This is a genomic window from Actinomycetospora sp. C-140 (assembly GCF_054796175.1).
Window position 1 is genome coordinate 1 of sequence record NZ_JBTWNF010000001.1, and the last position, 22742, is coordinate 22742.

The 22742-nt window shown below is 74.4% G+C and carries 20 protein-coding genes; 12 read left to right on the forward strand and 8 right to left on the reverse strand.

Going from position 1 to position 22742, the window contains the following annotated elements; all coding sequences use genetic code 11:
• Nucleotides 1-452 precede the first annotated feature (452 nt).
• Complete coding sequence (locus tag ACR9E3_RS00005; protein WP_285648316.1) at nt 453-647, reverse strand: hypothetical protein; 195 nt, start codon at nt 645-647, stop codon at nt 453-455.
• A gap of 147 nt (nt 648-794) precedes the next feature.
• Here ACR9E3_RS00005 and coaE point away from each other — a divergent pair, with 147 nt between their 5' ends.
• Nucleotides 795-1832 (forward strand): dephospho-CoA kinase, encoded by a 1038-nt coding sequence (gene coaE, locus ACR9E3_RS00010; RefSeq protein ID WP_460377455.1) that lies wholly within the window; start codon nt 795-797, stop codon nt 1830-1832.
• Between the two features lie 23 nt (nt 1833-1855).
• Here coaE and ACR9E3_RS00015 read toward each other — a convergent pair whose 3' ends face one another.
• The 3 genes from ACR9E3_RS00015 to ACR9E3_RS00025 form a co-directional block, all read right to left on the reverse strand.
• A complete protein-coding gene (locus ACR9E3_RS00015; protein ID WP_460377456.1) occupies nt 1856-3547 on the reverse strand; it encodes a cation:proton antiporter in 1692 nt (563 codons plus the stop codon).
• A 59-nt stretch (nt 3548-3606) separates the two neighbouring features.
• A complete protein-coding gene (locus ACR9E3_RS00020; protein ID WP_460377457.1) occupies nt 3607-4134 on the reverse strand; it encodes a DUF402 domain-containing protein in 528 nt (175 codons plus the stop codon).
• An 87-nt stretch (nt 4135-4221) separates the two neighbouring features.
• Nucleotides 4222-4728 (reverse strand): ribonuclease FAU-1 family protein, encoded by a 507-nt coding sequence (locus ACR9E3_RS00025; RefSeq protein ID WP_460377458.1) that lies wholly within the window; start codon nt 4726-4728, stop codon nt 4222-4224.
• A 103-nt stretch (nt 4729-4831) separates the two neighbouring features.
• Between ACR9E3_RS00025 and uvrB the strand changes: the two genes are divergently transcribed.
• The 4 genes from uvrB (at nt 4832) to ACR9E3_RS00045 (ending at nt 10802) form a co-directional block, all read left to right on the forward strand.
• Entirely contained in the window at nt 4832-7039 is a 2208-nt protein-coding gene (uvrB, locus tag ACR9E3_RS00030; protein ID WP_460377459.1) for an excinuclease ABC subunit UvrB, read from the forward strand.
• Between the two features lie 84 nt (nt 7040-7123).
• Complete coding sequence (locus ACR9E3_RS00035; RefSeq protein ID WP_460377460.1) at nt 7124-7945, forward strand: helix-turn-helix transcriptional regulator; 822 nt, start codon at nt 7124-7126, stop codon at nt 7943-7945.
• 92 nt (nt 7946-8037) lie between these two features.
• A complete protein-coding gene (locus ACR9E3_RS00040) occupies nt 8038-9576 on the forward strand; it encodes a class I adenylate-forming enzyme family protein (protein WP_460377461.1) in 1539 nt (512 codons plus the stop codon).
• The gene (locus tag ACR9E3_RS00045; RefSeq protein WP_460377462.1) at nt 9573-10802 is read left to right on the forward strand and encodes an acyl-CoA dehydrogenase family protein; all 1230 of its coding nucleotides are present in this window, start codon (nt 9573-9575) and stop codon (nt 10800-10802) included. The genes ACR9E3_RS00040 and ACR9E3_RS00045 overlap by 4 nt, the downstream gene beginning before the upstream one ends.
• Here the strand turns inward: ACR9E3_RS00045 and ACR9E3_RS00050 are convergent.
• Entirely contained in the window at nt 10791-11423 is a 633-nt protein-coding gene (locus tag ACR9E3_RS00050; protein WP_460377464.1) for a UdgX family uracil-DNA binding protein, read from the reverse strand. The genes ACR9E3_RS00045 and ACR9E3_RS00050 overlap by 12 nt on opposite strands.
• A 52-nt stretch (nt 11424-11475) precedes the next feature.
• On the opposite strand from ACR9E3_RS00050, the gene ACR9E3_RS00055 reads away from it, so the two are divergent.
• From ACR9E3_RS00055 to ACR9E3_RS00075, 5 genes are all read left to right on the forward strand, one after another.
• A complete protein-coding gene (locus ACR9E3_RS00055) occupies nt 11476-12117 on the forward strand; it encodes an NAD(P)H-binding protein (RefSeq protein ID WP_460377465.1) in 642 nt (213 codons plus the stop codon).
• A 43-nt stretch (nt 12118-12160) separates the two neighbouring features.
• Nucleotides 12161-12583 carry a VOC family protein gene (locus ACR9E3_RS00060; protein WP_460377467.1) on the forward strand — a complete coding sequence of 141 codons (423 nt, stop codon included), beginning with the start codon at nt 12161-12163 and terminating at the stop codon, nt 12581-12583.
• Between the two features lie 92 nt (nt 12584-12675).
• Nucleotides 12676-13941, forward strand: a complete 1266-nt coding sequence (locus tag ACR9E3_RS00065) for a GAF domain-containing protein (protein ID WP_460377469.1) — start codon at nt 12676-12678, stop codon at nt 13939-13941.
• Between the two features lie 85 nt (nt 13942-14026).
• On the forward strand, nt 14027-15082 hold the full coding sequence (locus tag ACR9E3_RS00070; protein ID WP_460377470.1) for a 2,3-butanediol dehydrogenase: 1056 nt from the start codon (nt 14027-14029) through the stop codon (nt 15080-15082).
• Between the two features lie 26 nt (nt 15083-15108).
• Nucleotides 15109-15861: an acetoin reductase gene (locus ACR9E3_RS00075; protein ID WP_460377471.1), complete on the forward strand. Its 753-nt coding sequence runs from the start codon at nt 15109-15111 to the stop codon at nt 15859-15861.
• A 4-nt stretch (nt 15862-15865) separates the two neighbouring features.
• On the opposite strand, the gene ACR9E3_RS00080 is transcribed toward ACR9E3_RS00075, so the two are convergent.
• Nucleotides 15866-17851: a protein kinase domain-containing protein gene (locus tag ACR9E3_RS00080; RefSeq protein ID WP_460377472.1), complete on the reverse strand. Its 1986-nt coding sequence runs from the start codon at nt 17849-17851 to the stop codon at nt 15866-15868.
• 359 nt (nt 17852-18210) lie between these two features.
• Between ACR9E3_RS00080 and ACR9E3_RS00085 the strand changes: the two genes are divergently transcribed.
• On the forward strand, nt 18211-18498 hold the full coding sequence (locus tag ACR9E3_RS00085) for a hypothetical protein (RefSeq protein WP_460377473.1): 288 nt from the start codon (nt 18211-18213) through the stop codon (nt 18496-18498).
• 53 nt (nt 18499-18551) lie between these two features.
• Complete coding sequence (locus ACR9E3_RS00090; protein ID WP_460377474.1) at nt 18552-20480, forward strand: ATP-dependent Clp protease ATP-binding subunit; 1929 nt, start codon at nt 18552-18554, stop codon at nt 20478-20480.
• 41 nt (nt 20481-20521) lie between these two features.
• On the opposite strand, the gene glmS is transcribed toward ACR9E3_RS00090, so the two are convergent.
• Both glmS and ACR9E3_RS00100 read right to left on the reverse strand, forming a co-directional pair.
• Entirely contained in the window at nt 20522-22333 is a 1812-nt protein-coding gene (gene glmS / locus ACR9E3_RS00095; protein ID WP_460377475.1) for a glutamine--fructose-6-phosphate transaminase (isomerizing), read from the reverse strand.
• 14 nt (nt 22334-22347) lie between these two features.
• Complete coding sequence (locus tag ACR9E3_RS00100; RefSeq protein WP_460377476.1) at nt 22348-22605, reverse strand: hypothetical protein; 258 nt, start codon at nt 22603-22605, stop codon at nt 22348-22350.
• Between the last annotated feature and the right edge of the window lie 137 nt (nt 22606-22742).

Here is a 22742-nt window from a genome sequence, read left to right on the forward strand (position 1 = left end):
GGTCCGGGTGCGCCGGGGTGCCGGCGGTTGCCGCGAGGGGCACGTTGCGCATGATCAGAAGGGCTCGCGCCCTGCCCAAGATGCCTCTCGCGTAGCGGACGAGGCGCGGGCGTCTGCCGCGCCTCGTTGTGCGGGTGGCGCCGGGCGCGGACCGAGGGACGCCTTCGGTGCGCTGGACGCAGCGAGGGACGCCCTCGCTCCACCCGCGCCGCGGTGCGACCACGGGGCCGCCGCGGACCGAGGGGCGCCTTCGGTGCGTTGGACGCAGCGAGGGACGCCGTCGCTGCGAACCCCGCCGGGCGCCGCGCACCCCGACGGCGCTGCGAAACCCCGACGGTGCCAGGACACCCGGGAAGGATCAGGAGCGCGTCAGACACCTGGCGAGGCCTGACGGGGGGCATGACGTCGCCCCTGATCATGCGATGCCCGGACGTGAGCGCCGGCGCCGGGATTCAGCCGAAGGCGGGCGGCGGCGTCACGAGCGCCGGGCGCAGGTGGCGCGGTCCCGCGAGGAAGCGCTCCACGAGCCCGCGGCGGGCGATGTGGGGCACGGACAGGGCCGCGGCGACCTGGGGCAGGGCGCGGCACCAGACCAGACCGGGAGCGCCGAGGCGGTGCCGGCCACGGGGGCGGCGTGACAGGAACACGCGAGCTCCTCGGGGTCGTGAGCGGGTCGTGTGGTGCACGTGAGGCGTCACCATAGCGATGTGACGCCAGGGACACGAGTGGTTCCCGTGGGCGAGTCTCGACCCCGTGTCGAGTGAGCACCCCGCCCCCTCGGGCAGACTGCGGGCGTGCTGAGGCTCGGGCTCACCGGAGGGATCGGGGCGGGGAAGTCGACGGTCGCGGCGACGCTGACCGAACTGGGCGCGGTGGTGATCGACGCCGACCGGATCGCCCGCGAGGTGGTCGAACCCGGCACCGAGGGCCTCGCGGAGGTCGTCGCGGCGTTCGGCGAGGACGTGCTGGACGCGGACGGGGCGCTCGACCGCCCGGCCCTCGGCCGGATCGTCTTCGGCGACGACGCCAAGCGGCAGGAGCTCAACGGCATCCTGCACCCGCGGATCGGCGCGCGGACCGCCGAGATGGTCGCCGACGCCGAGGACGACGCTGTCGTCGTCCACGACATCCCGCTGCTCGTCGAGAACGGGATGGGCGCCGCGTTCGCCCTGGTGCTCGTGGTCGACGCACCGGTGGACGTGCGCGTCCGGCGCCTCGTGGAGACCCGGGACATGACCGCCGAGGACGCCCGCGCGCGGATGGCCGCGCAGGCCGACGACGGCGCCCGGCGCGCCGCGGCCGACGTGTGGCTCGAGAACGCCGGGGTGGCGGGCGCCCTGCGCGAGCAGGTCGAGCGCGTCTGGCACGAGCGCCTCGTGCCGTTCGCCGAGAACGTCGAGCACGGCGCCGCGGTCCCGCTGCCCACCGAGGTCGTCGCGCCGGCGGAGGACCGCGAGGTCACCGGACGCCGCCTGGCCGCGCGCGTGGCGGTCGCCGGTGGCGAGCACGTCCGCCGGGTCGAGCACGTCGGGCCCGGCGCCGTCCCCGGCCTGCCTGCCCCCGACGTCGTCGAGTTGCTCGTCGAGGCCGACCGGCCGGGCGTCGAGCTCGCCGAGGCCCTGGCCGTCGCGGGGTTCCCGGCCGTCGGCCCCGGACGTCACGCGTCGGCCGACCCCGGCCGTCCCGCCCGGCTGCTGGTGCTCGACGGCAAGGACCGGAAGCAGGCGAAGCAGGCGAAGGCCGTCGTGCAGGCCCGCGACCGCGCCGCCCGCGACGCGCGCCGGGTCGCCGCCGACCCCGCGGCCGTCCGGGCCGAGGTCGCGCTGCCCTGAGACCGGGGTCCAGCAGCGGCCGGTCAGGTCCAGGCGGAGTTGCCCCGCAGCTCGAGGCTGATCTGCTCGGCGTCGAGGTTCTCGAGGGCCGCCGTGAGCGCCGCCGAGGTGAACCGGCCCTCGTCGCGGGCGGCCAGGAGAGCCGTCCGTTGCGCCTCGATCATCTCCAGGCGGACGCGGATGCGGGTGTCGGTGGACGTCGCGGGGTCGGGCCGGCCGCCCTGCGCGGCGAGGCGCTCGCGGTAGGCCGCCACCTCCGGCTCGCCGGCGTGCCGGTCGAGGACCGCGAGGTTGGCGGCCGTCAGGCGTTCGGTGAGGGCTTCCTGCTCGGCGGTGGAGGGGACCTCGGCGGGAGCGGGTGCCACCCACCGGACGAGCAGGGCCAGCGTCCCGCCCTGCAGGAGCAGTGAGCCGGCCGCGACGGCGAACGCCACGAAGACGAGCAGGGAGCGCTGCGGGAACCCGATCGGCAGGGTCTGGGCGGCGGCGAGGGTGACCGCGCCCCGCATGCCCGCCCACACGACCACCACGCCCTCGCGCGGGCCGAGGGGCGCGGCGCGGAAGTAGTCGATGTCGGCGATCTTGAGACGGACCCGCTCCTGGAACCGGGCGATGCGCTGCGGGGTCGTCAGCGACACCGGACGCCCGCGGATGGTGACCTCCTCCCCGGCCTGCAGCTGCGCGTCCATGTCCTGCAGTTGCGACTGCATGTCCGAGCCGCGCCGCGCCGAGGACCGCAGCCACAGCACCAGGACGGACACGTACCCGGCGCGCACGACGACCGTCGCGACGAGCGCGACCGCCGCCACGAGGAGCCCGAGGCTCCCGGCGGCGCCGGACCGGTGCAGGTCCTCGAGCACCGCGGTCAGCTGGAGACCCATGAGCAGGAAGATCGTTCCCTCGAGGACGAGCTCGACGATGCGCCAGGTCTCGGTGTCGGAGAGACGGTGCCGCACCGGCAGCCACCGCGTCGCCCCGTGACCGGTGACGAGCCCGGCCGTCACCGCCGCGACGAGGCCGGACGCGCCGAGCTCCTCGGCCGGGATCGAGGCGACGAACGGCGTCGCGAAGGACAGGAGGGTGTTCACGGCGGGGCCCGTCACGTGGCGCCGCGCGAGCAGGCCGAGACCCCCGACGACGAGCCCGATGGCGACGGCCACGACGACGGCGAGCGCGAACCGGCCGACGACGCCGCCGATCGACACCGTGGCGGCGGACGCGGCGATCGCGGCGCGCAGCAGCACGAGTGCGGTGGCGTCGTTGAGCAGGCCCTCGCCCTCGAGCACGGTGGTGACCCGCGACGTCACCCCGACCCGGCGCACGATGGCGGTCGCCGCGGCGTCGGTCGGGCTCAGGATCGCGCCGAGCGCGATGCCGCCGGCGAGACCCAGCCCGGGCACGAGCAGGTTCGCGACCAGCCCGATCGCCACCGACGAGATCACGACGAGCAGCACCGACAGGCCGCTGACCGCGCCGAACGCCCGCCGGAAGTCCATCGACGGCATCGCCACCGCCGAGGAGAACAGCAGCGGGGGCAGGATGCCGGCGAGGATCCACTCCGGCTCGATCTCCACGAGGGGGACTCCCGGCAGCAGCGAGACGCCCACACCGGCGACCACCAGCAGGAGCGGGGCCCCGACGCCGATCCGGTCGGCGAGGACGCGCACCCCCGCGATGGCCAGCAGTCCGAGGACGACCACGATCAGGCTGCCCATGCCCCGTCTCCCCTCCGGTGACCGGGGGGAACGCTAGATCAGCCGTGCCGGGACGGCGGTCAGGACCCGGTGAGCGCCCCGACGCCCAGCGAGCGGGTCCAGGTGTCGAGGTCGTGACGGGCGTCGACGAGCTCGCCGAGCACGCGGTGCACGGTGCTCATGGCCTCGTCGGCGTCGGCGCCCGTGAGCACCCCGCCGGCCACCGCCGCCGCGAAATCGGCGTCCCGCACGACGCGGGCCGGGCGCCCGGGCACGATCTCCAGGCCGAGCAGGAGGTCGGTGCACCGCCACCGGTCACCGTCGACGGCGATCCGCACCGCGCCGATCTCGGTGGTGACGCCGGCGCCGGCGCCCTCCCGCGGGGTGCGGCGCCGCAGGCGCAGGCCGTGGTCGGGCACGTACCAGCACGTCTCGGCGAGGACGAAGGGGTCCTCCGGGCCGAGGACCGTCGTGCGCAGGCCCCAGGAGGCCTCGTGCCATCGGTCGAGGCCCTGCTCCAGGGCCTGGTCCGCGGTGAGGGGGAGGGTGCGGGTCGCGCAGCGGGTGTCGACGACCTCGACCAGCTGGCGGGAGACGACCGGGCTCACGGCGCAGGACCCTAAGCCACCCGTCGGGGGGACCGTGCGGCGACCCCTACCCGAATCCCACCGCTGTCATTCTCCTCGTGAGGTGGATCACGACCACGTGAGGGTGACGTCCCGCGTCGCGAGCCATCGCTCCAGGTCGTGGCCGTGCTCGGCGAGCGCGGCGAGGGTGGCGTGGCTCGTCATGAGCGCCCGTTCCGCGCGCCCGGGGTCGAGCAGCCCGGCCGCGACGGCCTCCGCGAGCTCGTCGAGGTCGAGCACCTCGGTCCGCTCGCCGGTGTGGACGACGAGGTCGACGTAGTGGTCCTCGGTCCGCCAGGTCGCCCCCTCGCGGGTGATGTCGACGATGTCGAGGTAGTGGTCCTGGAGCCGTGCGTGGCCGGGCTTCCAGGAGAAGTCGGTGACCCGGATGCCGAGCGCGGGCAGCAGCCACGAGCGCAGGTGCGTCAGCGTCGGGTGGTCGGGCATGGGTCGGCTGAGGTAGAGCCCGAACGGCGCCTCGCGGTAGACGTCGACGGCGCGGACGAAACCCTTCGGGTCGGTGTTGGTCCCGGCGGTGACGTCGAACGTCTCGATCTTCGGCGCGTGGATCCCCACGGGCCGCGACCCTAGCGGCGACCCGCCGCGTCCGTGCCGGGTCGAGCTCCGCTGCGCTCCGTCTCCCGCGTCGCTGTCGGGGGTCGCGGTTAACCTCGATCCCATGGCCTTCGCGACAGAGGTTCCGGGTTCGGCCCGCGACGGGGAGAACCCCGAGGGGCTGCCCGAGGACGCCCTCGCCCACTCCGAGTTCCGGCCGGTGGGCGAGATCGAGCGCACCGGGGGCCAGTTCGAGGTCGTCAGCCCGTACGACCCGGCGGGCGACCAGCCGGCCGCCATCGAGGAGCTGGAGCACCGGGTCAAGGAGGGCGAGCACGACATCGTCCTGCTCGGCGCCACCGGCACCGGCAAGTCGGCCACGGCGGCCTGGCTCATCGAGCGGGTGCAGCGCCCGACGCTGGTGATGGCGCCCAACAAGACGCTGGCCGCCCAGCTGGCCAACGAGCTGCGCGAGCTGCTGCCCAACAACGCGGTCGAGTACTTCGTCTCGTACTACGACTACTACCAGCCCGAGGCGTACATCGCGCAGACCGACACCTACATCGAGAAGGACTCCTCGATCAACGAGGACGTCGAGCGCCTCCGGCACTCGGCCACGTCGAACCTCCTGAGCCGCCGCGACGTCGTGGTGGTCGCGTCGGTGTCGTGCATCTACGGCCTCGGCACGCCGCAGTCCTACCTCGACCGCTCGGTGCAGCTGAACGTGGGCGACGAGCTCGACCGCGACCAGCTGCTCCGCGCCCTGGTCGACGTGCAGTACACCCGCAACGACATGGCCTTCGCCCGCGGCACGTTCCGGGTGCGCGGCGACACCGTGGAGATCATCCCGGCGTACGAGGAGCTCGCGGTCCGCATCGAGTTCTTCGGCGACGAGATCGAGTCGCTCTACTACCTCAACCCGCTCACCGGCGACGTCGTCAAGCAGGTCGACGACGTGCGGATCTTCCCGGCCACCCACTACGTCGCCGGGCCCGAGCGGATGGAGAAGGCGGTCAAGGCCATCGAGGCCGAGCTCGAGGAGCGGCTGGCCGAGCTCGAGCGCCAGAACAAGATGCTCGAGGCCCAGCGGCTGCGCATGCGCACCAGCTACGACATCGAGATGATCCGCCAGGTCGGGTTCTGCTCGGGCATCGAGAACTACTCGCGCCACATCGACGGCCGCGGCCCGGGCACGGCGCCGGCCACGCTGATCGACTACTTCCCGCAGGACTTCCTGCTCGTCATCGACGAGTCGCACGTGACGGTGCCGCAGATCGGCGGCATGTACGAGGGCGACATGTCGCGCAAGCGCAACCTCGTCGAGTACGGCTTCCGGCTGCCGAGCGCGACCGACAACCGGCCGCTGACCTGGGAGGAGTTCGCCGACCGCATCGGGCAGACGGTGTACCTGTCGGCCACGCCGGGCGACTACGAGATGCGGATGGCCGGCGGCGAGTTCGTCGAGCAGGTCATCCGCCCCACCGGCCTGGTCGACCCCGAGGTGGTCGTCAAGCCGACCAAGGGCCAGATCGACGACCTCGTGGGCGAGATCCGCACGCGGGTCGACAAGGACGAGCGCGTGCTGGTCACGACGCTGACCAAGAAGATGGCCGAGGACCTCACCGACTACCTGCTCGAGCTCGGCATCAAGGTCCGTTACCTGCACTCCGAGGTCGACACCCTGCGCCGGGTCGAGCTGCTCCGGCAGCTGCGCTCGGGCGAGTACGACGTGCTGGTCGGCATCAACCTCCTGCGCGAGGGTCTCGACCTGCCCGAGGTCTCGCTCGTCGCGATCCTCGACGCCGACAAGGAGGGCTTCCTGCGCAGCGAGCGCTCGCTGATCCAGACGATCGGGCGCGCGGCGCGCAACGTGTCGGGCCAGGTGCACATGTACGCGGACACGGTCACCGAGTCGATGCAGTACGCCATCGACGAGACGAACCGGCGCCGCGAGAAGCAGATCGCCTACAACACCGAGCGCGGGGTCGACCCCCAGCCGCTGCGCAAGAACATCGCCGACATCCTCGACCGCGTCTACCGCGAGGCCGAGGACACCGAGGAGTCCGTCGAGGTCGGCGGGTCCGCGCGCAACAGCTCCCGCGGCCGCCGCGCGGCGGGCGAGGCCGGCGGGCGGGGCAGCTCGGGCATCGTCGAGCACCGCGACACCTCGGGCATGGCGCGTGCGGAGCTCGCGGACCTCATCCAGCAGCTCACCGACCAGATGATGGCGGCGGCGCGAGACCTCCAGTTCGAGCTCGCCGGTCGCCTGCGCGACGAGATCGCCGACCTGAAGAAGGAGATGCGGGGGATGGACGCCGCCGGGGTCAGCTGATCGGCGGGCCCACGTCGCGGCCGTGACCCGGGCCACACCTGTGGCCTAGCATCGGGAGCCCGGTCCCGGTGCGGGGAGGTGGCGGTGGGCGCTGTCCCCGGCCCTGGCGAGCCCACGCCGCTCGAGCGGGCGGTCCGGGCGCTCGGCGAGGTCGAGGTCCTCGACATGGCCTTCGCCGCCTCGCTCGACGCCCGCGCGGCCGTGTTCCGGCTCGGGCACATGCACGGCGCGCGCGCCGGCAGCATGGACGGACTCGTCACGGGCGTCGGGCAGGGGCTCGGCGGCAAGGTCCTCGCCCTCGAGCGCCCGCTCGCCGTCGCCGACTACGCGCGGGCGCCCGGCATCACCCACCAGTTCGACCAGGCCGTGGGCGCGGAGGGGCTGCGGGCGGTGTTCGCGCTGCCGGTCCGGGTGGACGGCGCCCTCCAGGGCGCCGTGTACGGAGCGGTGCGGCGCCCCCTCGAGTTCGGCGAGCGGTTCCTCAGCCGCATGATCGACACGGTGCGGGCGGCGGTCCGGCACGCGCCCCGTCCGCCCGCGGCGGTCGGGGATCCGGCACCCGACGTCCTGCTCTCCCGCGAGGAGGCCCGGGAGCTGCACGCCGTTCTCCGCGCGGCCCGGGCGGGCACCACCGACGCGGCCACCCGGGCCCGCCTCGACATCCTCGCGGACCGACTCCACCACCCGGACGCCACTGCCGTGGCGGCGGGGATCCACCTCTCCGCCCGCGAGCAGGACGTGCTCGCCCTCGTCGCGGTCGGACGCGCGAACGGCGAGATCGCCGCGCACCTCGGCCTGCGCGTCGAGACCGTCAAGTCCTACCTCAAGTCCGCGATGGCCAAGCTCGGCAGCCGCACCCGCGGCGAGGCCGTCCACCGCGCCCGGGCGGGCGGCCTCCTGCCCTGACGCCCCCTCGTTCGAGGGTGGTGACCCGGGTCACGTCGGCCCTAGCGTCCGCGCGGGAGACCGGGTGGAGCCGGCCGGACGAGGAGCGCCCCATGGACGTGCCCAGCCTGATGCGCCAGGCCATGACCCTGCACCGCGACCGGCCCGCGCTCGTCACCGAGCACCGCAGCCTGACCTTCGGCGAGGCGTGGGACCGCGGCGTCCGCACCGCCAACGGCCTCATCGCGCTCGGCGTCCGCCCCGGCGACCGGGTCGCGAGCCTCGAGGAGAACGACCTCGGGGCCGCGGACCTGTTCCTGGGCGCGGCGATCGCCGGCGCCGTGCGCGTCCCGCTCTACGCCCGCAACGCCCGGCGGGCCCACCGGCAGATGATCGAGCAGACGCAGGTGCGCGTGCTGGTGGTGGACGCCGCGCACGTCGACGAGGTGAAGGGTCTCGAGGAGGAAGCGGCCGGCCTCGAGCACGTCCTCGTGCGCGATGCGGGCTACGAGCAGTGGCTGGACGCGCAGTCGGACGTCGATCCGCAGCTGCCGGTCGGGGCCGACGACTGGTACGTCATCCGGCACTCGGCGGGCACCACCGGCCGTCCCAAAGGCGTCGGGTACACCCAGCACGACTGGCTCGTGAACTGCCGCAACTGGTACTACCGCCTGCCGAACCTGCAGACCGACAGCGTCGTCGGCCACGCGGGCCCGATCTCGCACGCGTCGGGCTACCTGTTCCTGCCGGCGTGGCTCCACGGGAGCGTCAACCTGCTCTTCGGGGCGTTCGACCCCGCCAAGGTGCTCGCGCTGATGGAGCGCCACCGCGTCACGCACATGTTCGCGCCGCCGTCGATGGTGCAGATGCTCACCGCCGATCCCTCGCGGGCCGACCGCGACACCTCGGCGCTGCAGTGTCTGCTGGTCGGCGGCGCGCCGATCACCGACGCGACCGCGCTGGCCGGGCGCGCGGCGTTCGGCGACGTCCTGCACCAGGTGTTCGGGCAGACCGAGGCCGTCCCGCTGACCGTGATGACCCCGCAGGAGTGGTTCGGCGACGTCCCGGGCTCGTCGCCGCTGCGGGCCGCGGGCAAGGTCCTGCCGTTCGCGCGGATCGAGATCCGTGACGAGGACGGGGTGGCGCTGCCGCTCGGTGCCGACGGCGAGCTGTGGGCCCAGGTCGAGGGCCAGATGCGGGGCTTCTGGGACGACGAGGAGCTGACCGCGACCCGGCTCGTCGACGGCTGGGTCCGCACCCGCGACATCGGGCGCATCGACACCAACGGCTACGTCTACGTCCTCGACCGCGCCGACGACATGATCGTCTCGGGCGGCTTCAACATCTGGCCCGCCGAGCTCGAGTCGGCGATCGCCGACCACCCCGAGGTCGTCGAGGTCGCCGTCTTCTCCGTGCCGCACGAGCGCTGGGGCGAGACACCGATGGCCGTGTGCCGGGTGGAGCCCGGGGCGACGGTGACCGCCGAGGAGATCGTGGAGCTGGTCCGCCAGAACCTCGGCTCCTACAAGAAGCCCGGGGCCGTCGAGTTCGTCCACGAGCCGCTGCCCAAGAACGTCGTCGGCAAGCTGCTGCGCAAGGCCCTGCGCGAGCCGCACTGGGCCGGCCAGGACCGGAGGGTGGCCGGCGCATGACCCGCACCTCGGAGACGCCCCTCGACGGCACGCTCGACGACGCCGACTACGGCGTGCCGTGGGCGCTCGACGACCACCACCGGGACTGGCAGCGCACGGTGCGGGCATTCTGCGAGCGCGAGGTCGCGCCGGGCGCGGCGCAGCGCAGCATCGACGGCACCTTCGACGCCGACCTGGCCCGCGCGGCCGGCCTGCTCGGCGCCTACGGCCTGCTCGCCGAGGAACGGTTCGGCGGCGGCGGCGCCGACCTGCGCACGCTGTGCGTGACCGCCGAGGAGATGGCGCGCGTCGACTCGTCGCTGGCCGTCACCGTCCACGTCCAGGCCATCAGCGTCGCGCTGCTCGCGCACCTGGCCGCCGGGCGCGACGACCTGCTCGCCGAGGTGCTGCCCGACGCGTGCACCGGGGAGACCTTCGTGTCGTTCGGTCTCACCGAGCCCACGGGCGGCTCCGACGCGGGCAACATCTCCACCACGGCGCGGCGGGACGGCGACGACTGGGTGATCTCCGGGTCGAAGCAGTTCATCACCAACTCCGGCACCCCGTTCTCGCGCTACGTCATCCTGTTCGCGGCGACCGGTGAGGCGGCGGCCGGGGCGAACGGCCGGAGCCGGCGACCGGTCTCGGCGTTCCTCGTCCCGCTGCGGGCGCCCGGTGTCACGGTCGGCGGGCCCTACGCGAAGCTCGGCTGGCGCGCGTCCGACACCCACCCGCTGTTCTTCGACGAGGTCCGGGTGCCCGGCAGCGCGCTGCTGGGGGAGGAGGGCCGCGGGTACCGCGAGGCGCTCGGGTTCCTGACCTGGGCGCGGTTCCCGATCGCCGCGATGAGCACGGGCCTCGCGCTGGGCTGCCTCGACGACGTCCGGCGCTTCGTCGGCGACCGGACCTCCTTCGGCGCCCCGCTCGGCGCCCACCAGGGGGTGGCGTTCGGGGTCGCCGACATCGCCGCGCTGGCCGCGACGGCGCGGGTGATGACCTACGACGGCGCGTGGAAGTACGACCACGGCCGTCCGATCGCGCGGGAGGCGGCCACCGCCAAGCTCGTCGCGTCGGAGGCGGCGAACAAGGCGGCGTACCTCGCGACCGAGCTCGCCGGCGGCTACGGGTTCATGCAGGACACGGCGGTGACCCGGCACTACCAGGACGCACGCATCCTCACGATCGGCGAGGGCACCTCGGAGGTCCAGCGCCTGCTGATCGCCCGCGGCCTGGGGCTACCCGTGTAGCAGCTCGCCTGCCGTGCGCAGATCCGTCACGAAGCCGGCGAACATCTCGTCGCGGTCCTGCCCGCGATCCGGGTCGGCCCGCAGGATCGCCGACGGGTGGATCGTGGGGACGAGGGTCAGGTCGTTCCAGGTCCGCGGCTCGCCCCGCTCCGCGGTGATCCGGAACGACGACCCGAGCAGCGCCTTGCCCGCCGTCGCCCCGAGGGTGAGCAGTACCTGCGGCTTCACCAGCGCCAGCTCCGCGTCGAGCCAGGGCCGGCAGGCGCGGATGTGCCCGGCCTTCGGGGTCTCGTGGATGCGCCGCTTGCCCTGGTAGCGGAAGTTGAAGTGCTTGACCGCGTTGGTGACGTAGGCGTCGTCGCGGGCGATCCCGGCCTCGTCGAGGGCCTCGTCGAGCAGGCGTCCGGCGGGTCCGACGAACGGGGCGCCCTGCCGGTCCTCCTGGTCTCCCGGCTGCTCGCCGACCATCACGAGGCGCGCCTGCGTCGGTCCGGTGCCGAACACGGTGCCGTGGGTGTCCCGGTACAGCTCGCAGCGCGTGCACGCGGCGGCCTCGGCGCGGACGGCCTCGAGGTCCGGGGGTGGTCCGGCCTCGGCGAAGAGATCGAGCGGTTCGGTCACCCGGCGGGGTGCCCGGACCGTCGCCCCCGCCAACCCGGAGCAGGATGGCGGCGTGCGCGTGGTGCTCACCGGGGCCACCGGGTTCGTGGGGTCGGCGGTGCTCGGGCGGCTGCTCGCCCACCCGCGGATGGACGAGGTCACGGCGCCGACCCGCCGCCCGCTCGGCGTCACGTCACCGCGCCTGACGACCGTCCTCCACGAGGACTTCACGGTCTGGCCCGGCGAGCTGCTCGACCGCCTCGCCGACCACGACGCCGTCATCTGGACGATCGGGGCGACGGCCGCGGACGTGCCCGACCCCGTGGCCCACGAGCGGCTGACCCACACCACGACGCTGACCCTGGCGCGGGGGCTCGCGGCGCGGCGCCGGCCGCTCGTCTTCGTCTACCTCAGCGGGATGGGCGCCGATCCCACCGGGAGCGCCCGGCTGCCGTGGGAGCGCCGGACCCGTGTGCTGAAAGGACGCACCGAGCGGGACCTGCAGGCGCTCACCGGCGCGGAGCTCTCCGTCCGCTGCCTGCGCCCGGGCGGTGTGCTGCCGGCGGGGACGTCGCCGCTGGTGGCCCGGTTGCTCGCGCCGATCGCGCTACCCGTCGACCGCCTCGCCGCGGCCCTCGTGCGGTGCGCCCTCGACCCGGGCGCCGTACCGCCGACCGTCTCCCACGCCGCCCTGCGACGCCTGGGTCGCCCGTGAGAGGAGGACGCGAGCCGTCCGCCTCCTGCGCCAGACTCCCCCCATGGCCATCGGAGTGCAGATCACGTTCGACGCCCACGACCCGGCGCAGCAGGCCGCGTTCTGGGCGCTCGCGCTCGACTACGTCCGCCAGCCCCCGCCGCCCGGGTTCCCGTCGTGGGAGGAGTTCGGCGCGCAGGTCGGGATTCCGGAGGACGAGTGGGACCGCCTCGACGCCGTGATCGACCCGGACGGCGCCGGTCCCCGGGTGCTGTTCCAGAAGGTGCCCGAGGGCAAGACGGTGAAGAACCGCGTCCACCTCGACCTCAACGTCGGCGCGGGGGCCGACGACCGCAAGGCGGCGGCGCAGGCCCACCGCGAGAAGCTCGAAGCGGCCGGGGCGACGTTCCTGCGCGAGGTCGACGAGCCGTCGGGCTGGTGCCTGGTCATGGCCGACCCGGAGGGCAACGAGTTCTGCGTGCAGTGAGGGGCCGACGCGCGAGCCCTCGGCGTATGGCGCCGGTCACGGGCGCTGCTTAGGCTGCGGCTGGGCCCGTCGACGCCGAGGGAGGTGTCCCCATGCCCCACGCGGACGACGGCATCTGCGCGGTGACGCGGAGCACCGATCTGCGGCGGCACGCCCGGATGCTCCACCAGGCGCACGACGCGCGGCTGTCCGGCAGCCGGCCCACGACGCCGCTGCGGCGGGTCGTCAGCCGCTCGTGGGACCGCGTCCTCTCCTACGGGGTCGCGCCCGACGGCCGGTCGCTGGACGATCCCGCGCCGCCGGAGATGGTCGAGCGGCGCCGGGCCGAGTCGCCGATCGCGCACGTGCTGCCGCAGCTGCGGGCGAGCCTCACGGCCGTGGCCGAGGACGCCGAGCACATCATGGTGATCACGGCAGCCGACGGGCTCGTGCTGTGGCGCGAGGGCGCGGTCCGGGTCGGGCGGCTCGCCGACGACCTCGGCTTCCTGCCGGGCGCGGACTGGACCGAGGCCTCGGTCGGCACCAACGCCATCGGCACGGCGCTCGCCGAGCACGCCTCGGTCCAGCTGTTCTCCGCCGAGCACTTCGTCCGCGCCCAGCACCCGTGGACCTGCACCGCCAGCCCGATCCACGACCCGCGCACCGGCGAGATGCTCGGCGTCGTCGACCTGTCCGGACCGGCGCCGACCGTGCATCCCACGACGGTGGCGCTCGTGCACACCGCGGTCCGGCTCGCCGAGACCGGCCTGTGGGCGGCGCACGAGACCCGGCTCGGGGAGCTGCGGGCGGTGGCCGCGCCGGTCCTCGCCCGCCAGAGCGGCCCGGCGCTCGTCGTCGACGAGCACGGCTGGGTCGCGGCGTCGACGGGGCTCGCCCCGCGCGACCGCGTCGGTGTGCCCCGCGCGGGCGAGGCGATGCTCATCCACGGTCTCGGCGCCTGCCTGCCCGACCGCGTCCCCGGTGGGTGGCTGTTGCGCCCGTCCGACGGCGCCGGACCGGGGGCGACGCGGCTGTGCCTCGACCTCGACGGGGACCCGCCCGGCGCGGTGGTGGAGGGCAACGAGCGGTGGCGGCACACCCTCGGTCGCCGCCACCTGCAGATCCTCGCCCTGCTCATGCAGGCGGGCAGCACCGGGCTCGACGCGGCCGCCATCAGCCGCGCGCTCTACGACGACGCCGACCACCTCGTCACCGTGCGGGCCGAGCTGTCCCGTCTGCGCCGCGTGCTCGGCGGGCTGCTCGCCGCGCGCCCGTACCGGATCGCCCCGGGCGTCGAGGTCGCTGCGCCGTCCGCGGGGGAGCTGGCGCGTCTGTTCGGACCGGACGGGTCTGCAACACCGCTGCAACCCTGGCCGTGACACCGGTCACTCCCGTGGGATGGCGCGAGACCATCCGACCCGACGGGTCGAGCTCCGCTCCGCTCCGTCTCCCGCAGGAGGACCCATGAAGGCTGCTCGCTTCCACGGCCGGGGTGACGTGCGCGTCGAGGACGTGCCCGAACCCACGCCGGCCGCCGGCCAGGTCCAGGTCGCCGTCGAGTGGTGCGGCATCTGCGGCACCGACCTCCACGAGTTCCTCGACGGCCCGATCTTCACGCCCACCCCGCAGGCACCGCACCCGCTGACCGGCGGCGCCATCCCGATCACGCTCGGGCACGAGTTCTCGGGCGTGGTGGCCGGGGTGGGCTCGGGCGTCACGGGCGTGTCCGAGGGCGACCGCGTCGTCGTCGAGCCCTACGACGTGTGCGGGACGTGCGTGGCCTGCCGGGCCGGGCGCTACAACGTCTGCCGCCAGCTGGGGTTCATCGGCCTCGACGGGGACCAGGGCGGGTTCGCCGAGAGGATGGTCGTCGACCAGCGCTGGGTGCACCCCATCGACGGTCTGTCCGCCGAGCAGGGCGCGCTCGTCGAGCCGCTCGCCGTCGGCTACCACGCCACCAAGCTGTCGGGGATCGAGAAGGGCCAGACCGCCGCGGTGTTCGGGTCCGGCCCGATCGGGCTGGTCACGGCCGCGGCGCTGCGCGCGGCGGGCGCCGGTCAGATCGTCGTCGTCGAGCCCGCCGACGCGCGCAAGGCGAAGGCCCCCGGCGCGGGCGCCGACGTCGTCCTCGACCCCACGCAGGAGGACGTGCCGGAGCGCATCCGCGAGCTGACCGACGGGGCGGGCGCGGACGTGACGTTCGAGTGCGCCGGCCTCGACCCCGTCCTCGCCCAGGCCGTCGCGTCCACCCGCCCCGGCGGCACCTGCATCAACGTCTCGATCTGGGGCCACCCCGCGACCTTCGACGTGAACACCCTCGTGTTCTCCGAGATCCGGCTGATCGGCTCGCTGGCCTACGCGGGCCGGCACCCCGAGGTCATCGACCTCATCCGTTCCGGCGTCGTCGACGTCGACCAGTTCATCACCGGCCGCATCCCGCTCGAGGACATCGTCGAGCAGGGCTTCCGCGAGCTCATCGACCACAAGGAGACCAACGTGAAGATCCTGGTGCACCCGTGACCGCCGCAGGGACGAGAACAGCCGTCGTGACCGGCGCCGGGCGGGGGATCGGTGCGGCCATCGCCCGCCGGCTCGCGGGTGACGGGCTGGCCGTGATGGTCTCCGACATCGACGGGACCACCGCTCAGGGCGTCGCGAAGGAGATCACCGACGCCGGCGGGCAGGCGGCGGCGACCGCCACCGACGTCGCGGACAAGGATGCCTGCACGGCGCTGGTCGCCGCGGCGCGCGAGCGCTTCGGGTCGATCGACGTCATGGTCGCCAACGCGGGCATCGCCCAGGTCAAGACGCTGCTCGAGGTCACGCCCGAGGACCTGCAGCGCATGCTCGGGATCAACGTCGGCGGCGTGCTCTGGTGCCTGCAGGCCGCGGCCGAGGCGATGATCGAGCAGGGGCGCGGTGGGAAGATCATCAACGCCGCCTCGATCGCCGGGCACCAGGGCTTCGACCACCTCGGGCACTACTCGGCGTCGAAGTTCGCGGTGCGGGCGCTGACCCAGGCCGCCGCCAAGGAGCTCGCGAGCCACCAGATCACCGTCAACGCCTACTGCCCGGGCATCGTCGGCACGACCATGTGGGACGAGATCGACGAGGGCCTCGGCGGCTATCTCGGCACCGGCAAGGGCGAGGCGCTGCAGCAGTACTCGCAGCTCATCGCGCTCGGCCGGGTCCAGACGCCCGAGGACGTCGCGTCGTTCGTCTCCTACCTCGCGAGCCGCGACGCCGACTACATGACCGGGCAGGCGGTGATGATCGACGGCGGGATCGTGATGGTCTGACGACCTACTCGAGCGCCACCCGGGTCAGGGTGTTCTCGCGGATGTCGGTGACCCACAGGTCGGTGCCGTCGGCGCGCATCGCGCCGACGTCGCGGCCCACACCCTCGATCGGGTCGCCGCTCGCGGTGCCGGTCTGCAGGTCGATCCGCCGGATCTCGTCGGCGAACGGGTAGGCGGCCCAGCCGGCGCCGTGCCCGACCTCGAACCACGAGGCGGGCCCGAGGTCGATCGGGTCGCCGACGACGTGGGACGCGGCCTCGACGGGGCGGGTGAGGAAGCGCGCCTGGTCGGCGGGCGCGTTCGCGTCCCCGAAGACGACGTAGACCGTCCCGCCCTCGACCTCCATCCCGCCGACGTCGGTGGAGAAGACGATCGGCGGGAAGAACTGCTGGCCGCTGCGGTCGATCAGCGAGATCGTGCGGTCGTCGGCGTTCCCGACGAACAGCGTGTCGCCGACCCACGCCAGGGTGCTCGGGCGGCGGCCCACCGGGACCGGCGGCAGCGGGTCGAGGCGCCGCGTGGCCATGTCGATGCGCGAGACCGTGTTCGTGTCGCCGTGGGCCATCCACAGGTAGCCGCCGCCGCCCTCGATCGCGGTGATCCCCGCGCCCGGCCCGGCCACCTCCGTCTGGGTGCCCGTGGCCAGGTCGACACGGTTCACCGACGTGTAGAGATCGAGCACCCAGAGGGCCTCCGGGGTGACGACGAGCTGGGACGGATAGCCGCCGACCGGGATCGTCGTGGCGGCGCCGGTGGCCGGGTCGACCCGGGACACGGAGCCGTCGTCGGCGTTGGCCGTCCACACCGACCCGGCACCGACCTCGACGTCGAGCGGCTTGCGCCCGATGCTGATGGCGGCCCCGGCGATCGAGCCGGCCCGGTTCCAGGGCACGAGCGCGACGGCCGCGACCACCGCCGCCACCAGCAGCACGGCGGCGACCGGCACACCCACGGTGAGCCACCGGGACCGGCGCGGCGTCCCGGCGACCGGTTCCGGTGGCTGCGACGGGGGTGGCGGCTGTGGGGGTGGCTGCTGCTGGGGTGGTGGTGGACCGGGCGTCCACGGTGCCGGTGCGGTGGCGGGCCGGGGGATGGTCGCCGTCCGCACGACGGATGGGCTGGACTGCGTCGGCGTCCACGATCCGACCGGACCGGTGACCGCGTCGCGGAACGCGCGGACCATCTCGCCGGCCGAGCCGTAGCGCTCCTCGGGCCGCTTGGCCATCGCCCGCGCCACGACGGCGTCGACCGCCGGCGGCAGCGTCGGGACCTCCGCGCGGGGCGACGGGGGCGGCGCGGAGAGGTGCGCCCACATCAGGCCGGCGGCCGAGTCCTGACGGAACGGCGCGCGTCCGGTGAGGCACTGGTAGAGCACGCAGCCGAGGGCGTAGGCGTCGCTGCGCGGGTCGGGGCCACGGGACGCCTCGTACTGCTCCGGGGCCATGTACTCGGGCGTGCCCATGAGCACGCCGCTGCCGGTGATCCCCCGGGGGTCGGTGCCGGCGCGGCTCAGCCCGAAGTCGGTGAGGTAGGCGTGCGGCCGGCCGTCGGCACTGCTCACGAGGATGTTGGCGGGCTTCACGTCGCGGTGGACCAGGCCCTGGCGGTGCGCGGCGTCGAGCGCGGAGCCGATCTGGCCGATCAGCTCGACGGCGTAGGACGGGGAGAGCCGGCCGTGACGCCCGAGGACCGCGGCGAGGTCGAGGCCGTCCACGAACCGCATGACGACCGACAGCCGGCCCTCGTCGACGTCGGCGGAGTAGATCGGGACGACGTGCGGGTGCTCGAGGGAGGCGGCGAGCTCGCACTCCCGCCGGAACCGGGCGCGGTAGTCCTCGTCGTCGGCGAACGCGCCGCGGACGACCTTCACCGCCACCGTGCGGTTGAGGGCGGTCTGGAAGCCCCGGTAGACGACGCCCATGCCACCGCGGCCGATCTCGGCGTCCAGGCGCACCCCGCCCACGACGGACCCGATGGTGGACTCGCTCAATCCCGCCCCTGCCCCGCGATCGGTCACATATCGTCACCAGTTTTCCCGATGACGCCGCGTCGGGACCAGTCTCCGGTCGGGCTGATGACGCGTGGTGATCGGAGCGCGACGGCGTGCCGTGATCACGGGCGACGATCACCCGATCGGGCCGGACGCGCCGGGGTGCCGAGTTGACCATCGGAGTGGCGGGGGTAACATGCTCGTCATGCAGGCAGCGCTCCGTCGAGAGGTAGTACTTCGGCGCGCCGGGTGAGCCAGGGCCCCGGCGCGCACCACCGCTCGCCCCTCAGGGGCTCGTAGCGGTCCGCCGAGACCTGGCTCGGATCCACTTCCACCACCGGATCCTCGGGAGCCCAGTCGTGACGACCATCGAGCAGCCCCGCACCGCCCCCGCCCCGCGACGCGCCTCGCGGCTGCCCCGCCCGTTCACGATCCTCACCACCGGCGGCATGCCCGGCGTCATGGACCTCGCGTCCGCGCTGCGCTCGTTCGGCTACCGCATCCCGGACTTCTCGGTCGACGTCCACGAGGGCGTCAGCTGCTCGTGCGTCCAGTGCACCGTCGCGCTCACCAGCACCGAGTGCGCCGAGTTCGCCGACCGCGTCCGCACCCTGCCCGGCGTCCTCTCGGTCGAGCCGTCCTGCTGAGGACACGGAGCGCAGCCGCGCTGGACCGTCGATGACGCGCGCATGATGGACTCGTGAGCGATGACGCCCGCCGTGATCCCCGGGACGGCCCGGGGGACTTCTCCAACCCGATCGAGGAGCTGATCGGCCGGCTCGTCGAGGGCTTCGGCGACCTCGGCCGGCCCGAGCCGGGCGCGGACGAGCGCCCGACCGGACGTCCGCGCGGGGACACCCGCACGCCGGTGCTGGACCGCTTCGGGCGCGACCTCACGGCGGCCGCGCGCGCCGGGCGCCTCGACCCCGTCGTCGGCCGCGAGCGCGAGGTCGCCGCGGTGCTGGAGATCCTCGGACGGCGCACCAAGAACAACCCGGTGCTCGTCGGCGACCCGGGCGTCGGCAAGACCGCGATCGTCGAGGGGATCGCCGCGCGGATCGCCGCGGGGACGGTCCCCGGCCCGTCGGGGCGGCGCGTCGTGGCGATCGACCTGGCCGGCCTCGTCGCGGGCACGAAGTACCGCGGCGAGTTCGAGGAGCGGTTGCGGCGCCTGGTCGACGAGGTCACCGCGACCGAGCGGGGCGTCGTGCTCTTCCTCGACGAGCTGCACACCGTCGTCGGGGCGGGCGCGGGCGTCGAGGGGACGATGGACGCCGCGGACATCCTCAAGCCGGCCCTGGCGCGCGGCGACCTGCAGGTGGTCGGGGCGACGACGCTCGAGGAGTACCGCCGCCACGTCGAGTCCGACCCCGCGCTCGAGCGCCGGTTCGCGCCGATCACCGTCGACGAGCCCACCGTCGAGGAGACCGTGGCCATCCTCGACGGGCTGCGCGCCCGCTACGAGGAGCACCACCGCGTACGGCTGCCCGAGGACGTGCGCCGGGCCGCGGTGGAGCTCACCGCCCGCCACGTCCGCGACCGTTTCCTCCCCGACAAGGCGATCGACGCGCTCGACACCGCCGCGGCACGGGTGCGGCTGCGGCGGGGGGAGGACCCGAGCGCGTCGGGGACGGTGACCGTCGCCGACGTCGCCCAGGTGGTCGCCGACCGCACCGGCCTGCCCGTCGCGCACCTCACCGACTCCGAGCGCAGCCGCCTGCTCGGGCTCGCCGACCACCTGCGCCGGCGGGTGGTGGGCCAGGACCACGCGCTCGAGGCGGTCACCGACGCGGTGCTCGCGGGCCGGGCGGGGATGGGCCAGCCCGGGCGGCCCGTCGCGTCGTTCCTCTTTGCGGGCCCGACCGGCGTCGGGAAGACGGAGCTGGCACGTGCCCTGGCCGAGGCCCTGCACGGCTCCGACGAGCGCCTCGTGCGTCTCGACCTCGGCGAGTTCCGCGAGGCCCACACGGTCAGCCGCCTCACCGGCGCCCCGCCCGGCTACGTCGGGCACGACCGGCCCGGCGAGCTCACCGAGGCGATCCGGCGCACGCCGTCGTGCGTGGTGCTGCTCGACGAGATCGAGAAGGCGCACCCGGACGTGCTCGCGCTGCTGCTCGGGGTGCTCGACGCCGGTCGGCTCACCGACGGGCGCGGGCGGACGGTGTCGTTCGCCGACGCCGTCGTGATCATGACGAGCAACCTCGGCGCCGCGTCGCTGACCGAGGGCGGCGACCCCGACGCGGCCCGGGCGAGCGTCGTCACGGCGCTGGCCCGCGCGCTGCGCCCGGAGTTCCTCGGGCGGATCGACGAGGTCGTGCTGTTCACGCCGCTCGACCCGGACGCCCGGCGCGCCGTGGTCGAGCTGATGCTCGACGGCACCCGCGAGCGTCTCGCGGCCCAGGAGGTCGGGCTGACGGTGACGCCGGCGGCCGTCGACGCCCTCGTGGCCCGCGGCCACGACCCGGCCCTCGGCGCCCGGCCGATGCGCCGCGTCGTCACCCGCGAGGTCGACCGCGCCCTGTCCCGCCGGATCGTGGCCGGCGCGCTGCGCCCGGGCGGGCACGCCTGTGTCGACGCCCCCGACCCGGACGGCCCGCTGACGATCGAGGTGGGCGTCCCCGGTACGTGAGCAGTTGGCGCCCCTCCGAGGGCGCCAACTGCTCACGAGGGCTATTCGACCGTGACGCTCTTGGCGAGGTTGCGGGGCTTGTCGATGTCGCGGCCCAGCGCCCGCGCGCAGTGGTAGGCGAGCAGCTGCAGCGGCACGCCCAGCAGGATCGGGTCGAGCTCGGGCTCCAGGCGCGGGACGCGCAGGACGGCGTCGGCGAGCCCGTCGGGGATCTCCGCGTTGGTCACGGCGATCACCGGGCCGCCGCGGGCCTTGATCTGCTCGACGGTGCTGATGTTCTTGCTCAGCAGCTCGTCGTCGGGGATCACGACCACCGAGGGCATCGCCGCGTCGATCAGGGCGAGGGGGCCGTGCTTGAGCTCCGCGGCCGCGTAGGCCTCGGCGTGCACGTAGGAGATCTCCTTGAGCTTCTGCGCGCCCTCGCGGGCGACCGCGGCGCCCCGCACCCGGCCCAGGTAGAACATCGAGCGCGCGTCGGCGTAGCGCCGGGCCACCGCCTCGACCTCGTCGGCCGACTCCAGCGCCGTCTCGACCGCGTCCGGCAGCCGGCGCAGCCCCTCGACCAGGCGCGAGCCGTGCGCCGAGGACAGGTCGCGCACCCGCCCGAGCAGCAGTGCGAGCAGCGCGAACGACGTGACCATCGAGCTGAACGCCTTCGTCGAGGCCACCGACACCTCGGGCCCGGCGTGCAGGAACGTCCCCGCGCCGCACTGGCGGGCGATCGCCGAGCCGATGACGTTGACGACGCCCACGACGCGGCCGCCCTTGCGCTGCAGCTCCTCGACGGCGGCGAGGGTGTCGATCGTCTCGCCGGACTGGCTCACGGCGACGTAGAGCGTCTCGGGGTCGACGAGCGGGTTGCGGTAGCGGAACTCGCTGGCCTGCTCGGCGTCCGACGGGATGCGGGCGAGCTCCTCGACCAGCCCGGCGCCGATCTGCCCGGCGTAGAGCGCGGACCCGCAGCCCAGGAACGTCACGCGCCGGATGCCGCGCAGCTCGCGGGGATCGAGGTGCAGGCCGTCGAGCCGGGCGGTCGCGAAGCGGGCGTCGAGCCGGCCCGCGAGCATCCGCTGCAGCGCCGCGGGCTGCTCGTAGATCTCCTTGGACAGGAAGTCGGGGTGGCCGTCGAGGTCGAAGTCGGCGTCGTCGACGTCGACGGTCGTGGGCGGGCCGAGGCGCGAGCCCTCGTAGCCGGCGGCGGTCAGCGTCGCGATCTCCCCGTCGGCGAGGAACACCACCTGGCGGGTGTGGCGCACGAGCGCCGCGACGTCGGAGGCGACGAACATCTCGCCGTCGCCCAGCCCGAGCACGATCGGGCTGCCGTTGCGGGCGACGACGAGCTCCTCGGGGTGGCGCGCGTCGAGCACGACCAGCCCGTAGGTGCCCTCGACGCTGCGCAGTGCCTCGCGGACGGCCTCCTCGAGCGAGGGCGACCCGCCGTCGAGGGCGCGCGCGACGAGGTGGGGGAGGACCTCGGTGTCGGTGTCCGAGCGCAGGGCGACGCCCTCGGCGGCCAGCTTCGCGCGCAGCTCGTCGGCGTTCTCGAGGATGCCGTTGTGCACGACGGCGATCCGGCCGGCCGCGTCGGTGTGGGGGTGCGCGTTGCGCTCGCTGGGCTCGCCGTGTGTGGCCCAGCGGGTGTGGGCGATGCCCGTGCGTCCGGGGGACTCGTCGTCGCCGACCGCCGCGCGCAGGTCGTCGACCCGGCCCACGGCGCGCGTCGTCCGCAGCGCCTTGCGGTGCACCACGGCCAGCCCGGCCGAGTCGTAGCCGCGGTACTCCAGCCGCGCGAGCCCTTCGACCAGGATCTTGGTCGCCGGACGGTTGCCGACGTACCCCACGATGCCGCACATGGGTGCCTCCCCCTTCAGCCGTAGACGATGCGCCGCAGGCGCCGTTCGGTGACCGTGCCCGGCGCGACCGGACGGTGCGCGAGCTCGTCGGCGATCAGCGTCCAGATCTCCGCGTTGCGACGGTCTCGGGCCTGCAGCTCCCGGTGTCGCCGCCGCACGTACTCCTCGGTGGTCTCGGAGTAGTAGGCGACGACGTCGGCCACCACGCGGGCGGCGACCTCCCCGGACAGACCCGTCGACGTCGCCACGTGGCGCACGAGCTCGGGGTCCATTCCGGCCACACTGCCGTCGAGGGACGCGTCGGTGCCAGTTTCCTGCCCGATTCCGGGCAGGAACGGCCTTCTTGTGCGCTGAGCGACAGCGTCCGCAGCGTCGGGCGGTCGCCGACGAGGGTGCACTACCGTCGCCG